Below are 13,737 nucleotides of genomic sequence, written 5' to 3' on the forward strand. Positions count from 1 at the left end.
ATGAACAGAAAATCAATCCGCGGTATTTATTCTAAGCCCATGGACGCTGCCGCCCGTCCGATAATCGAAAACGCCAAGCTGCCCACCATGACTGATGCCGTGGCGCCCATGCAGCAAGCGCCCGCCCGCGACGCAAACTCCCGCCTAATGGATGATGCGCAGCCGCCCATAATTGACACCACCAAGCCTACGATGGGCGCGTTTGTTGTGGACCAGCCCGGCCCGATTCGCGTGATACCACGTGTATTGCCAGACCAAGAACCCCGGCTGATCCGCGCCGCGCCCGACACTTCGTACGTAGTGCTGCGGATGCGTGTGCAAGATGGTAAGCTAGCTATTGTTGGCTCTAAACGGGTGGATGGTCCGCTGCTGGCCGAAGAGGAAGTCGTGCAGGATGGTCTAACCTACGAAGCCTCGGTCGATGATAAGCGCCTGAGCCTAGGCTCGGTACCGGATTTCGGCGAGCAGCGCAGCTACCCGCGCCCCGGCACCACCGAGCACTACATCACGGTGCTGCCTAGCTTCGACTTCAACCTGCGCGTGCCCAGCGACAAGATCAGCTTGCAGGATCTGCCGAAGCTGAAGATTTCGCTGTACCGCTTCAAAGTGCCGGTGCCCAACCTGAAGCTAGGCCCGCAACCTCTGCGAGCTCAACTCGACCAAGAGGTACGCGTTGTGGCAGAATTGAACGGCATTCAAGTAGCGAAGCTCCCGAGCGACGTGCAAGAAGTTGTACGACGGGCCTTTACGCGCTAAGCGGTGTAGCGTAAGGCCTGCGAAGTAGCGAAAGTTAAAACCAGAGCTAGGTCTAAGCTCCCCTCCTTTTTTAAGGAGGGGGTTGGGGGTGGTTAGCTAGAGCTAGAAAACTAGAATTAGCTTGTCGTTCAACGACAAGGAACCACCCCAACCCCTCCTTAAAAAAGGAGGGGAGCTTCGTGCTAACCCTAGCCCTATGCTGTGAACCCTTGTCCGATTATATTCTTAGAACCTAGGTCAAGGTCATTCAAGTAGGCTCGAAGCGTAGGCTTCGCGCTACCTTTCTAAAGCGCCACCAGACTCCCGCAGTCTGGTGGCGCTTTGCTTTTGTTGTGGTTGCCGCCCGCGTTGTAGTATCTTCCGCGCTGACAAAACAACTACTCTCACTCCGTATGCCCGAAGAACAAGGCCATTTTCAGCGTGCCATTACCCTTTTTGATGCCGTTATGCTCGTCACGGGCGGCATGATTGGGTCCGGTATTTTCATTGTATCGTCGGGCATTGCTCGGCAGGTTGGGTCGGCGGGTTGGCTGCTCGTGGTGTGGCTGCTCACTGGCTTTATCACACTGGCGGCGGCGGTGAGCTACGGGGAGCTTGCTGCCATGTTCCCCAAAGTAGGCGGCCAATACGTGTACCTGCGCGAAGCATATAACAAGCTCGTAGCCTTCCTCTACGGCTGGACTCTGTTTCTAGTGATTCAAACAGGGGTTATTGCCGCCGTGGCCGTCGCGTTTGCGCGCTTCACGGGTGTGCTGCTGCCCTGGTTCAGCGAAACCAACGTGCTCTTCCAAGTCGGTCCGCTCGCCCTACCCTTCCGCGATACGCCCTATACGTTTCAGTTTACCACGGTGCAGCTATTGGCCATTGCCCTGATCGTGGGGCTCACGGCCATCAACACGCGCGGGGTACGCACGGGCAAGCTCATTCAGAACATCTTTGGCTCAACGAAGCTCATTGCCCTTTTCGGCCTGATCGTGCTAGGCTTTGCCATCGGTATCAACTCGGAAGCTGTTTCGGCCAACTTCCACAACATGTGGGATGCCGCCCGCCACACCGCCGGTCAGCCGACGGTACCGCTTTCCAGTTCGGCGCTCGTGCTGGCCATTGGTATGGGCATGGTCGGCTCCTTGTTTAGCTCTGATTCTTGGAACAACATCGGCTTCTCAGGCGATGAAGTCGTAAATCCGCAGCGAACTATTGTATTGAGCATGGCCATCGGCACGGCTATCGTGACGGCATTGTACCTGCTCATCAACTTGATGTACCTGATGGTGCTGCCTCTTCAGGGCGACCCGCAGGCTACTACTCTCGCGGGCCGCGGCCTGATGTACGCTACCAACGACCTCGTGGCAACTGCTGTTGCAGAAAGCTTCCTAGGTCCAGTGGGCGCCTACGTACTGGCCGTACTCATCATGATCAGCACGTTCAGCTGCGACAACGGCACTATCCTGTCGGGCGCGCGGGCATATTATGCCATGGCCAAGGATGGCGTTTTCTTCCCGGCTATGGCCCGGCTCAACAAGGCAGGTGTACCAGGCGTGGCCCTATGGGTACAGTGCGCGTGGGGCTGCTTACTCTGCCTCTCCGGCTCCTACGGCCAGCTCCTTGACTACGTAATGTTCTCGGTAGTGCTGTTTTACGTCATCACCATCATCGGCATTTTTGTGCTGCGCCGCACCCGCCCCGATGCACCCCGGCCGTACCGAGCAGCAGGTTACCCAATCATCCCGCTGCTGTACGTGGTACTCGCTTCTAGCTTCTGCCTTATCCTCCTCACCCAACCCGAAACGGCTGACTTCTCCCGCCGGGGTCTGGTTTTGGTTGCCCTCGGGGTCCCCGTGTACTTTCTATTTGGGCGACGCTTCGCGAACAAGACGGAGTTGTAAACAGGAGTTTGTCATCGATTCCTCTATAAACAACACCGGCCGCTCAAATTGAGCGGCCGGTGTTGTTTATAAGCTTTTGCAGCTTGGGCAAGTGCTTTCGTACAACCTAGGCTTGCTGGGTAGGGCGGTCGGTGTTCATGTTGTTCGGTACCTCCTGTGGGCCGTTGGCTTCTTTCTCGCCGAATTCCTGCGCGTGGCTGCGCACGGAGTGGTCTAGCTCGTAGCTACCTTCGGCCTCAAAGCCAGGGCCTTGGGCTTGCTCGCCGGCGTTATCGTGGTCGTTGCCTCCCTGGGGCGAGGTTTCGCTGCCTCCGATGTGTAGGTTTTCGAGCTGATCTTTCTGGTTACTGCGCTGGTCGTAGCCATTAGCGCCCGTGTTACGGTAGGCCGAAGGATCGTTGCTCTCTTTGCCGTTACTTTCCTGTTCCTTCACTTTTTTGTGTTGTTCCAGGTTTTCGTTCTTGGCAATGCCTTCTTTGATGTTGGCGTTTTCGTTCTGGTTATCGTCGTTGTTGTCGAAAAGACTATCGAGTATCATCAGTTCCGTAGTTTAGAAAGTGGATGGTAGGGTATGCTTATTTTGTTTACGGCAGGTCGGGTTAAGAGTTGTAGGACCCAGCTACCGTTTGCTAGCTAGCCGCCCTACTCCAAATACCGTACACTACCAGTGCCTGCATTAGTTAGCGGCCCTCATCCGGCTTCCTGACTTATCTTTGTGCCCTAGCTCTCTTCTTGCATGGATTTCTCCAAACTTTACCGCCCTAGTGCCCTCAACAGCTACCAGTTCATTGCCGTGACGGGCCTGATCATGAGCGCTGCGGCTCACCTGATCCTGCATTTTTTTGTGCACCATCAAGTACCAGGGTTCAACTGGCTTTACGTGTGCTGGACGGGCCTCTACATCATTGGCTCCTTGATGAACCTGTTTGGCAAGCCCAGCGACGGACACCATCACCACCATCACTAATCGAGGCAGTTTTCTAGCTGCCTAGCTTGCGCGCAGACTTGCTACCTAGCAGGTCTGCGTTTGTATTTCTGCTCTTTTGCAAAACGCCTATTGGATCAAGCAAGCTTTGCAACGATCCTAGTATAGAGTTGCTGCTCTACGGGGTAGAAGTAAATGTCTGTCGTGGCAAAGGCTTCACCGCCTTAGCATCCCGCTGGTTGCTATTTGGGCGAACAGTAGGCATGTTTGCTGGCGACGAAGGGGTTGAGACACGCATTGCATTAGGACGGCTCACGAAGCTTCCTCCCGGCTCTAACTGCTTGGTAGTGCCTTTTTCCTCAACGTTGGCTACACCAATAAAGCGGCGCATAGGTCTTTTTCTAGGTTCTATCTGCTTGGTAATGCGCGCTGGATTGGGCTGCAGAAAGCCGTCTGCGAAGCAAAAGGCTGGTAACATACCTAAGGCACTTATATAGAAAGCTAGCTTCTTCATCAGACGTAGTAGTTTGCTTATGCAGAGCCATTTGCGTGCAGTAAAGTTGCAGACGCGGCCTGTACAGTCTCGTTTATAAGTCAACTCTTTTGCGTGCTACTAGCATCCGCTACCCGCACGAACAACTCCCGCTTTTACTATTCTTAGTTGAAGTTAAACTTTATGGGCATTTATATTTAATTCTCTATCAGTTATTTATTCTGATTACCTGTGTACTAGACAATCCTTGGCAAAAGAATGTCCGTACACACACTCGTGCCGCTAACCTTCTTGCGGTAATTGAAGCTAGGCCGCCGACGTCTCCCACCCTGTCGCGGCATGTGAAGTATTTCATTTTGCTATGAAGCACATGGACAGTGGCGTTGCGCCAGGTAACCGCACGGTGTGGTGGTGGCTGGCGTTACTAGCCGTAGTGGTGGGAATTGGATTGCGGGTGTGGCAATGGTCACTTGGCACCACCATGTTTATGGATGAGCTAGCCATTGTGCACAACGTAGTTACTCGCTCGGCCGGGCAGTTGGTCAGCGCCCCCTTGGTCGAGGCCCAGGTGGCGCCGCCTTTGTTTTTAGTCGTGGAGAAAGCCTGCTGGACGCTCTTCGGCAGCTCGGAGCTGTCATTACGCTTACCGCCGTTGCTCGCCTCCGTGGTGGCCCTGCTACTGTTCTGGCCGGTGGCGCGACACGTCCTCGACGAGCGCCTGGTGCCGCTGGCGCTGTTGACGTTTGCGGTGGGCGTCACCTTCGTACATTATAGCAACCAAGTAAAGCAGTATGCCAGCGACGCGGCCGTGGGGTTGCTGATCTTGTACCTAGCATTGCGCTTACGCGAGGTCAAGCTGCCATCTGCTCATTTTTGGGTGCTGGGAGCACTAGCAGGTTTGGTGCTGCCTTTCTACTCGCAAGCTTCGCTGATGTACTTCGCTGGTTGTGGCGCGGCGCTGGTGCTCCTGGCCTACTTCGATGCTGGCCGCCCCCGGTTGCGGGTTACGCTGACGGTGGTAGCGGCCTGGGCGGTAGGATGCGTGCTGAGCCTAGCTTTGGCACAGAACACACTACGGCCCATTGACCAAGCCTTTATGCATTATTTCTGGCGCGAAGGCATGCTGCCGCTGAATGTGCACTTGCCCATCGACTTCACCCAGGATCTGGCGGAGCGCTGGGCCAATGGCCTTGGCTGGCCGCATCCTGCCAGCATTTGGGTGGGATTCACCCTGCTCGGCGTGGGGCTACTATGGTGGCAGCACCGCGAAGTAGCCCTCCTACTGACGGCGCCGTGGGTGCTGAGCACGCTGGCGGCGCTGCTGCACCAGTTTCCGTTGCGGCAGCGCTTGATGGATTTTCTGGTGCCTACCCTGATTCTGTTTGTGTTCGTGGCTTTTCAGGCCTTCGTGCGGTGGGCTTGGCGGCGCAGTGCCGTGCTGGGCGGGGTGGCGCTGGGGCTATGTCTGCTTCCTATCTTGTACAGCACGACTCGTCATAATCTGCCGCCTTTCTGCGTGGAAGACGCCAAGACGCTGTACGCTAAGCTAGCTCAAGTACGCCGCCCTACCGATGCTGTTTATGCCTACTATGGGGCAGGGCAGTATTTGCGGTGGTATGGCCCGCAGTATGGCCTTCGCCCCGCCAGCTACAAGCTAGGGCATTGCTACCGCCACTTTCCAGGAGCCGAGCGCAACTACTTGAAGGAAGTAGATGCGTTTCGGGGGCGACGCGTGTGGCTGGTGATGATGCACTTTGACTCGTACGAAGAGCAGGACTTGAACGCCTACCTGAGCAGTATCGGGCAGCCGGGGCCGCGCATTACGGTGCTAGCTCGAATGCCCGACGAATCAGTAGGCTACAAGGTATCCTACGCCCAGCTCTACGACCTGACCGATGCCAAGCGAGCCGCACGCTTCTCGGCCGCCACCTTTCCGCTTGTACCCACGCCCGAGCGCCCCGCCGACGAGATATGCTGGAGCTGCTACGGGCCACAAGCCATTGCTAATAACCACTACTAGCGCACTTCCAACTCCCCAAAAAGCAAACTACACACCGGCGACTAACCTAACTATAATCCCAAATCCAACTTGAATAACCATCAGATTTTCTGGCCTTTCGCAAAGATTATACCTTGCGTAGGTCAGTTTATGGATAAGCTTCCTGGCTAATCTGCAACCCGCATCAGGTAAATGTAGTAAGGACGTGGAAGGATGGGATAAAAGCTCAACAGCTGCATTTTCTCAAGCTCATTCTTACGCTGCCCTTTCTACCTACTACCTGGCTGGTCTTATTCGAGAGCCTTACACACCTGCTTTGTGATACAGAACACGACCGTAGTAGAAGAAGACGGCACCGTTCCGGCTGCTACGCCCGCTCCTGCCCCGCCCCGCATGAGGCGCTTTGCTATCAATGTAGCCTCACTCTTCAGCGTCCAGATTGCCAACTTCCTGCTGCCCCTCCTGACAGTACCCTACGTGGTCCGCATCATCGGGCCCGCTAACCTAGGTCTGCTCAACTTCTCGCAGGCATACGTCACGTATTTCAGCCTGCTGATCAACTACGGGTTCGACATGGCTGCCGTACGCTCCATTGCCGCCAACCGCGACGACAAGGAAGCCACAAGCAAGATCTTCAGCCAGGTCATGGCCGGCAAAACGCTGCTCTGGGTTCTCTCTACGATCATCTTCACGGTAGTTTCGCTATCCAACCCCGAGTTTCGGCAGCACCTATTCCTGCACGTGTGCACCTACCTAGTCTGTATTGGTACGGTGCTTTCGCCCTTCTGGCTCTACCAAGCCATGGAAGACCTAGGTCGGGTAGCCATCTTCAACCTAGCCGTAAAGCTGATCTTCTCCTTGTCGGTGCTGCTGCTGATCCGGCACGCCGAAGACTACTTCTACCAGAACCTAGCGATCAGCGTGTCGCAGATTGCCGTCAGCGTCACGGCTTTGTACGTGGCCATGCGCCGCTTTGGCATCCGGTTTACCTGGCCCACCCGCCCAGAGCTGCTAAACCGTTTCAAAGAAGACCGCACCATCTTCTTCTCGTCGGTCATGATTACGATTTATGCCAGCTCCAACGTGTTCTTCCTAGGTCTGCTTGCCCCAGCCTACAACGTCGGGATTTATTCGGCGGGGACGCGCTTGGAAGGCATGGCCGAGACCTTCGTGGGCTTGGCGCTTAATCAGGCATTTTTTCCCATTGTTGCCAACGCCTTTGGGCAAGGACGCGAGCAAGGCTTGCGCATGGTGCGCAACACCTTCTTCCCCCTGTTCATTCTGATGTCGGTGGTTTGTCTTGGCTTATGGGTCGTAGCGCCGCTGTTCATCGAGTTGCTGTACGGGGCCAAATTCCTAGGCTCTATCTCGGTGTTACGCATTGTGTGCGTGCTACCACTCATTATTGGCATGAGCAACTTGCTGGGCATGCACACCATGCTCAACCTGCGCATGGACAAAGCCTTTTTCATGGTCACGGCCATTGGCTCTGTCATTGGCGTGGCACTTAACATGTTGCTGATCAAAAAATTCGCTCACCTAGGTGCTGCTTATGCGCTTGTTATCACAGAGTTGTACATCACCCTAGCCATGTACATCTACCTGCGTTACAAGGGCATTGAAGTAGTCAAGCTCTCGCATTTGCGCGAGGCTTTTTTCTTCACCAAAACACGCATTCAAACTCTACTTCATCGATAATCATGGAAACTGTAGCGGCCGTAGTGGTCACGTACAATCGCCTCGACGACCTCAAAAAGTGCATTGAGACGCTGCACCAGCAAACCCACAAGATCGATGCCTTCATCGTAATCAACAATGGCAGCACCGATGGCACCGGGGAATGGCTAGCTACGCAACCGGGTCTGCACGTCATCAACCAGCCCAACCTAGGCGGCGCGGGCGGTTTTGCCACGGGTATTGATACGGGCTACAAAGGCGGCTACACCTGGCTCTGGTGCATGGACGACGACTGCCTAGCCGCCCCCGACGCCCTGGAGAAGCTGCTGGCCTCCCCGAACCTAGGTCCGTGCATTAAGAACTCGATGTCGGTGAGCGTGAAGGACCACGAGGAGCTAGCCTTCTTTGTGCCCCGCCCCAACAAAGAATACCGTAAAGTGTCGGACATGACCAGCGTGGATTTGGTGTATGGCGTGGCCTCCTTCTTCAACGGTACGCTTATCCACTCCGACGTGGTAAAAACCATTGGCATTCCGGATAAAAACCTGTTCATATGGGGCGATGAGGTCGAATACATGACCCGTGCGCAGAAGATGGGCTTCCCGGTCGTGACGGTGCCAAGCAGCGTGTTTTACCACCCGCCTTCCTTCGACCGCGACGGTATTCCGTGGCCGGCTGCCTGGAAGCAGTATTACGCCGTGCGCAACCAGCGCCGAGTATTGCAAAACCAACACGGTAACACCATCGGGCGGATGCTGTTTGCCACTTGGGCCACGAAGGCTACGATCCAACAAGCACTTGCCAAACGAAAAAACCGCTTCTATAACTTTCTGCTCTTTGGCGAAGCCGCCCTGGATAGCCTCACCAACAATTTTAGAAAGCGCCCCGATACTATCTTGACGTTGAGGTTATATAAGTGGCGCAACAAATTGGCCTAGCTTTCCAGCAAGCGTCATACAACAAGCTAGCCCAACCAGGCACTCCCAAAACTAGGAGCTGCTTGGTTGGGCTAGCTTGTTGTATGACGACGCCTGCCGGTCGGACGTTTAGGGCGTCGGGTCGGCAGGCATGCTGGATGGTTAGCCTAAGAACGCCAGTAATGCTTGGTAAAACTTAGCTGGCGCCTCTAGGTGTGGAATGTGTCCTACTTTCTCGATAGGCACCAGCTTAGCGCCTTTGATTTGCGCCGCAGTGCGCTGACCCAGCGCGGGATACTGCCCCATCGTAGCCAGCACTTTGGGGTCTTTAATCAGCCCCTTCCCTACTACCGTGCGGTCAGCTTGGCCAATAATAAGCAAAGTCGGCGCCTTCACTCGATTAAATTCGTAGCACACCGGCTGCTGGTAAATCATCTCAAACGTTAGGGCATTAGCGAGGGCTACTTTGGGAAAGTCGGGGTGGCGGGTTTGGGCGACCAGCGGCTTCAACCATTCGTCGTGGGCGGCGGGGTAGCCATTGGGATAGTAGCTGCCGTGGTACTTCCGCATACTTTCTTCGGTGCTTTTCAGCTCCGTCGCTTCCGCTTGGTCGACAGACTGGAAAGGTACTCCTTGACGGTAATCCTCTAGGCCAATTGGGTTTTCCAGCACCAGCTTTTCCGTGGCATCGGGGTACAATAGCGCAAAGCGGGTAGCTACCATGCCGCCCATGCTGTGCCCCACCACCACTGCCTTACGAATACCTAGGGTATCGAGCAAGCGCTTGGTGTTGCGCGCCAGCTGGTGAAACGAGTAATAGATAGCAGGCTTATCAGATTTACCGAAGCCAATTTGGTCGGGCACTACTACGCGGAAACCAGCTTTGGTCAGCGTCTGAATGGTGCCGCGCCAGTACGCTCCAAAGAAGTTCTTGCCGTGCAGCAGCATTACCGTGCGGCCGTTGGCTTTGCCACTCGCGGGCACGTCCATGTAGGCCATGCGCACCGTTTGGTGCTCCAGCTTCAGCGGCAAATAGGCAATAGGATATGGGTACTGATAACCGTTGAGCGTGGCATCAAGCGTGGTCGGTACTTGCGTAGTTTGGGCAAAGCCAACGAAGACATATCCCAAGAAGAGGCTCAGGAGCAAAACAAAACGAGAGGTATTCATGCGGATTACAAAAGTGATTATCCGCTGATACGCACATCCTCCCCGAAAGTAAACACAGGCCCCCTTCGCAGCACCTAGCTTTCCCGACGGTCTAGCTTACTTTTTCTGTGTCTGGAGCATAAGCCGCAGTTCGATTGCGCGCGTATCCTCATCCGACCATACTACTGACTTGACGTCATCTAGCCGGAACACCGACGTCCCATCCGGCTCCCCGTATTCATTGTAGCAATCGGCGATAAACTCATCCTCCGTAAGCCGCACAACGATGGCGTAGTAGTTCATCCCTGAGTACGTATGAAAGTAGAGTACGTGCCGCAGCTGTTTCGATTTCGCTAGAATCTCCGGAATCGTCAGGTACACTTCCTCCGTATTATCGAGGCCTTTTATGCGCCCATAAATCTTGTCGAGGTTGTTCTCTTTCAGCTCAACATTACGAATGTATCGATCATCGTAGTCTGCCTGGAATATTTCACTTTTCCGGATAGCTCGCAAGCCATGTAGTAACCCGTTCGGGTTCACCATTTTCAGCATCACCGTTTCGTCGTTATGGTCTACAACGTAGCCTAGGGCAAAGCGGCTCGGCTCGCTAGGATTTGTGCGCAGCGTAACGATGCGTCTTTCTACACGTGCATTTTCTAACAACTCCGTAATCAGATTTCCCATTTAGTATAGAGTGAGTAGGATTAAATAAATATGTAAGCGGAAGGGTGGCAGCTCCTTTGGTTTCAAGTACAAATTATACTTATTCGCACCATCCACAAGTACAATTTGTACTACTTGGGCGAGTAGGCAGCCTACACGCAAGAAGCCCATACGACTATGCAATTGTACTGCCATTCTCGTGTGAGCTGGGCAGCACTGTTGCATAGCCGTATGGGCTTCTTGCGTATAAGCTTACGTCAGAGCTCGACGGAGCCGACTTATTTCTTCTTTTCCTCTAGCTGCAACGACGAATCACGAATCAGCAGCTTGGGTTTCAACACAATACGCTGAGCCGGGAAGTTTTCGGTGCGCTTGCGCATTTGCAGAAACAACTGCACGGCCGATTCGCCCATTTGCTCGCCACGCTGATCGACGGAGGTGAGGCTAGGCTGGGTGAGCGTAGTGAAAGGCTCGTTACTGAAGCCAGCCACGGCAATATCCTCGGGCACCCGGATGTTGTGCTCATGCAACACGCGCATAGCGCCAGCCGCCGGGAAGTCGTAGGAGGAGAAAATAGCATCAGGACGCTGCTCCAGCTTCAACATCTCTTTCATGCCTGCTTCGCCTGAAGCGTGGCTGGAATTAGGCAGCCAAAACACTATTTCCTCATCGATGGGCAGCCCGTGGGCCCGTAGAGCATCTAGGTAACCTAGGTGCCGGTTGCGAGTCGTGTTCATGTGCTGCGGGCCAGCGAAGTGCGCAATGCGCGTGCAGCCCTGCTCGATGAGGTGCTTCACGGCTTGGTAAGCGCCTTGATAATCATCCAAGATGACCGCATTTACGTGCGCGAGTTCCGGCATCCGGTCGAAGAACACCAGCGGGATGCCCTGCTGCTGCACCTTCTCGAAGTGCTCGAACTCGTGCGTAGTGCGCGACATCGACACCAGAATACCTTCTACCTGCGCGTTGAGCAAGGCTTCGATGTTCTTTTTCTCGCGGCGCACGTCCTCGTTTGATTGGCACATCATCACGTTGAAGCCAGCTTTACTAGCCACCGCTTCAATACCATCCATCACGGACGGAAAAAAGTAGCCGTTGATGTGCGGCACAATCAGGCCGAGCATGTTGCTACGCCCCTTGCGCAGGGCCGCCGCCAAATGGTTGGGCTGATAGTTAAGCTCTTTCGCTAGCTCCCAAACGCGTGCTTTGGTTGCCTCGCTAATGTCATCATGCCCATTAAGCGCCCGCGAAATAGTTGATACCGAGAGGCCTAACTGTTTTGCTATGTCGGTTATTGACGCCTTTTTTGCCACAAACTTGTTCTTTAAATCGTTGCTAGGGAGAGGCCGCCCAATTCTGCACTCATGTGGTAGAAGGTCGGCATGCAGCGCAAGTTATAATTTCATTTCTCTAACCTCAATAATACTTCTTTCGCTTGAGCTACATGATCGGTTGCCCGGCTCATCGAATTGAAAATATATTGGATTACGCCGGCTTTGTCAATGACGAAAGTTACCCGGCCGGGCAGTAGCCCAAGCAGCGCGCGTGGCACCTCATACAACTTACGCACTTGCCCACCCGCATCGGCGAGCAGCGGGAAAGGCAACCGGTGCTTCTGCGTAAACTTTTGGTGTGCCGCTTCGCTGTCGGAGCTAACCCCTACCACCTCGGCACCTAGGTCTTGGAACTCCTCGTACTGGTCGCGAAAGGAACAGGCTTCAGCAGTACAACCAGGCGTGTCGTCTTTGGGATAAAAGTAGAGCACAATGCTGCGCTTGCCGCGTTGTTCGCTCAGCTGAAAAGTATCGCCAGTGGTAGTTTTCAATGAAAACTCGGGGGCTTGATCGCCGATTTGGAGCATGAGAAAAGGGGGGTGATGAATAAGGCTAAGGCAACTCGAAACAGGTGGCAACTCAGCACGCCCAAAACTAATAAGCTGCGCTATTGTTCATGATGCGCTTCTACGGTCGCACGCGTCGCGGCCTAGAGAGCCTAGAACGCAGTAGTGCTTCTTTTCGTGCAACGCTCGGCATCTACGTTCTCACTCTAGGGTTCAGGGCCGGGTTATAACGGCTCGCCCGACACGCTGAAACTGCTGAAACGAAAGGGTTTGCACGGTGTTCTCGCCGCTAGGCTGTGGCAAGTAGCCCTTCACTCCTATTGAGGATACTTCAGTTACAATGAGCAGGCAAGCATACCACGGGTGTCCTTCCTCCGTGATTTGCACGATATCCTGTTCCTCGGCCCGCCCTTGGCTGGCAGCTTGCACGACAGTTTCTTTGCTGGTAGCCAGCTCATCTAGGAAAACTTCGAGACCTTCACCCGACATAACAAACAGAAAGTAAGTTGAACAAAGTACTTGTACGCCAAGCCAACGATTGCTAGCTAGGTTCTGTGCCTGTACGTAATCCGTTCACGCTACGGCTAGCTCGTGAGCCAGGTGAGGCCTTGTCTTGTGCCTAGTAGTTACGCTAATACGCCGCGCGCTGTACTTCCTTCAAGGTCATCCGGCGACCATCCCAAGTGTTCTGGCGCAGCATCACATTTGGGTACTTCTTGGCAAACCAATACACGTTCTCCTTCTTGTCGGCTAGCGCCACGACTACGCGCCAGGCCGGCTCCGGCGTATCAGCAACCAAGCCGTCGGCGACCCGAATCTGGGCGGTGTAGTACACCGGTGCGTGGCATGAATCGAGCGGTTGGGCAGCGCATATAGTGGCGCCAAAGGCTGGTTTACGCCCAAAACGCAACGTGCGCAAGGTATAAGGTAGCGCCTCTTCAAACAGTATATCGTGCCGCATCTGCCGCTGACCAACGCCCGGCTGGTTCTGGGAGGAATTATAGGCCTCTACGTACTGCAATCCATCATCGGTGATGGCTTTGAATGTGGCGCCCTCTCCATCCTGGGCTGAGGTTGTGAGTTTGTACAGCGGAACCGGCTGGTCGCGGCGAAAGAACAACGAGGTGAGACAGTGCCGCGGCAAAGAAGCGGTTGGTAGCGAATAAAGTTGATTCACTTTGATTACCGGAAACAAGTCTTTCCGTTTGTGGTCGGTGCTCTTAACGTTGTACTCCATGCTGAACTCTTCCTTCACGGTCAGGATGGTGCAGTCAAACTGTTGGGGCTTATTCCCAACAGTTTGTTCGACCGCATAGGTAGCTACTTCCGTTAGGCTATCCTCCCAGAATTTATCCATGGCCCACTGCGCGTTGAAATGCGGCACGAGCTCATGCAATGCTGTGGCACGCGTTACGGCATTTTCCGTGTGTTC

At 54.5% G+C, this 13,737-nt stretch carries 13 protein-coding genes; 6 read left to right on the top strand and 7 right to left on the bottom strand.

Annotation, left to right across the window (positions count from 1 at the left end; genetic code table 11):
• A complete protein-coding gene (locus SD425_RS15445; RefSeq protein ID WP_324670843.1) occupies positions 1-756 on the top strand; it encodes a hypothetical protein in 756 nt (251 codons plus the stop codon).
• A gap of 392 nt (positions 757-1,148) precedes the next feature.
• On the top strand, positions 1,149-2,642 hold the full coding sequence (locus SD425_RS15450; RefSeq protein WP_324670844.1) for an APC family permease: 1,494 nt from the start codon (positions 1,149-1,151) through the stop codon (positions 2,640-2,642).
• 106 nt (positions 2,643-2,748) lie between these two features.
• Here SD425_RS15450 and SD425_RS15455 read toward each other — a convergent pair whose 3' ends face one another.
• Positions 2,749-3,180, bottom strand: a complete 432-nt coding sequence (locus SD425_RS15455; RefSeq protein WP_324670845.1) for a hypothetical protein — start codon at positions 3,178-3,180, stop codon at positions 2,749-2,751.
• Between the two features lie 198 nt (positions 3,181-3,378).
• Between SD425_RS15455 and SD425_RS15460 the strand changes: the two genes are divergently transcribed.
• The 4 genes from SD425_RS15460 (at position 3,379) to SD425_RS15475 (ending at position 8,674) form a co-directional block, all read left to right on the top strand.
• Positions 3,379-3,609: a hypothetical protein gene (locus SD425_RS15460; protein ID WP_324670846.1), complete on the top strand. Its 231-nt coding sequence runs from the start codon at positions 3,379-3,381 to the stop codon at positions 3,607-3,609.
• A gap of 812 nt (positions 3,610-4,421) precedes the next feature.
• Positions 4,422-6,080 (top strand): glycosyltransferase family 39 protein, encoded by a 1,659-nt coding sequence (locus SD425_RS15465; RefSeq protein WP_324670847.1) that lies wholly within the window; start codon positions 4,422-4,424, stop codon positions 6,078-6,080.
• A 297-nt stretch (positions 6,081-6,377) separates the two neighbouring features.
• On the top strand, positions 6,378-7,757 hold the full coding sequence (locus SD425_RS15470) for a flippase (protein WP_324670848.1): 1,380 nt from the start codon (positions 6,378-6,380) through the stop codon (positions 7,755-7,757).
• A 2-nt stretch (positions 7,758-7,759) separates the two neighbouring features.
• Positions 7,760-8,674: a glycosyltransferase family 2 protein gene (locus SD425_RS15475; RefSeq protein ID WP_324670849.1), complete on the top strand. Its 915-nt coding sequence runs from the start codon at positions 7,760-7,762 to the stop codon at positions 8,672-8,674.
• Between the two features lie 141 nt (positions 8,675-8,815).
• On the opposite strand, the gene SD425_RS15480 is transcribed toward SD425_RS15475, so the two are convergent.
• The 6 genes from SD425_RS15480 to SD425_RS15505 form a co-directional block, all read right to left on the bottom strand.
• Entirely contained in the window at positions 8,816-9,823 is a 1,008-nt protein-coding gene (locus tag SD425_RS15480; RefSeq protein WP_324670850.1) for an alpha/beta hydrolase, read from the bottom strand.
• 96 nt (positions 9,824-9,919) lie between these two features.
• Positions 9,920-10,486 (bottom strand): hypothetical protein, encoded by a 567-nt coding sequence (locus tag SD425_RS15485; protein ID WP_324670851.1) that lies wholly within the window; start codon positions 10,484-10,486, stop codon positions 9,920-9,922.
• Between the two features lie 257 nt (positions 10,487-10,743).
• Positions 10,744-11,778 (bottom strand): LacI family DNA-binding transcriptional regulator, encoded by a 1,035-nt coding sequence (locus SD425_RS15490; RefSeq protein WP_324670852.1) that lies wholly within the window; start codon positions 11,776-11,778, stop codon positions 10,744-10,746.
• 89 nt (positions 11,779-11,867) lie between these two features.
• Positions 11,868-12,326, bottom strand: coding sequence for a peroxiredoxin (locus tag SD425_RS15495; RefSeq protein WP_324670853.1), 459 nt, complete (start codon positions 12,324-12,326; stop codon positions 11,868-11,870).
• A 192-nt stretch (positions 12,327-12,518) separates the two neighbouring features.
• Positions 12,519-12,794, bottom strand: coding sequence for a hypothetical protein (locus tag SD425_RS15500; RefSeq protein WP_324670854.1), 276 nt, complete (start codon positions 12,792-12,794; stop codon positions 12,519-12,521).
• 142 nt (positions 12,795-12,936) lie between these two features.
• Positions 12,937-13,689, bottom strand: a complete 753-nt coding sequence (locus tag SD425_RS15505; protein WP_324670855.1) for a hypothetical protein — start codon at positions 13,687-13,689, stop codon at positions 12,937-12,939.
• Positions 13,690-13,737: the final 48 nt, after the last annotated feature.

Source organism: Hymenobacter sp. GOD-10R (assembly GCF_035609205.1).
In the GTDB taxonomy this organism is placed as follows: Bacteria; Bacteroidota; Bacteroidia; order Cytophagales; family Hymenobacteraceae; genus Hymenobacter.

Excerpts from the sequence above, each read along its gene's own strand:
- SD425_RS15475 (WP_324670849.1), top strand. The coding sequence starts at position 7,760 with ATGGAAACTGTAGCGGCCGTAGTGGTCACGTACAATCGCCTCGACGAC.
- SD425_RS15445 (WP_324670843.1), top strand. The coding sequence starts at position 1 with ATGAACAGAAAATCAATCCGCGGTATTTATTCTAAGCCCATGGACGCT.
- SD425_RS15485 (WP_324670851.1), bottom strand. The coding sequence starts at position 10,486 with ATGGGAAATCTGATTACGGAGTTGTTAGAAAATGCACGTGTAGAAAGA.
- SD425_RS15465 (WP_324670847.1), top strand. The coding sequence starts at position 4,422 with ATGAAGCACATGGACAGTGGCGTTGCGCCAGGTAACCGCACGGTGTGG.
- SD425_RS15500 (WP_324670854.1), bottom strand. The coding sequence starts at position 12,794 with ATGTCGGGTGAAGGTCTCGAAGTTTTCCTAGATGAGCTGGCTACCAGC.
- SD425_RS15450 (WP_324670844.1), top strand. The coding sequence starts at position 1,149 with ATGCCCGAAGAACAAGGCCATTTTCAGCGTGCCATTACCCTTTTTGAT.
- SD425_RS15480 (WP_324670850.1), bottom strand. The coding sequence starts at position 9,823 with ATGAATACCTCTCGTTTTGTTTTGCTCCTGAGCCTCTTCTTGGGATAT.
- SD425_RS15495 (WP_324670853.1), bottom strand. The coding sequence starts at position 12,326 with ATGCTCCAAATCGGCGATCAAGCCCCCGAGTTTTCATTGAAAACTACC.
- SD425_RS15460 (WP_324670846.1), top strand. The coding sequence starts at position 3,379 with ATGGATTTCTCCAAACTTTACCGCCCTAGTGCCCTCAACAGCTACCAG.
- SD425_RS15455 (WP_324670845.1), bottom strand. The coding sequence starts at position 3,180 with ATGATACTCGATAGTCTTTTCGACAACAACGACGATAACCAGAACGAA.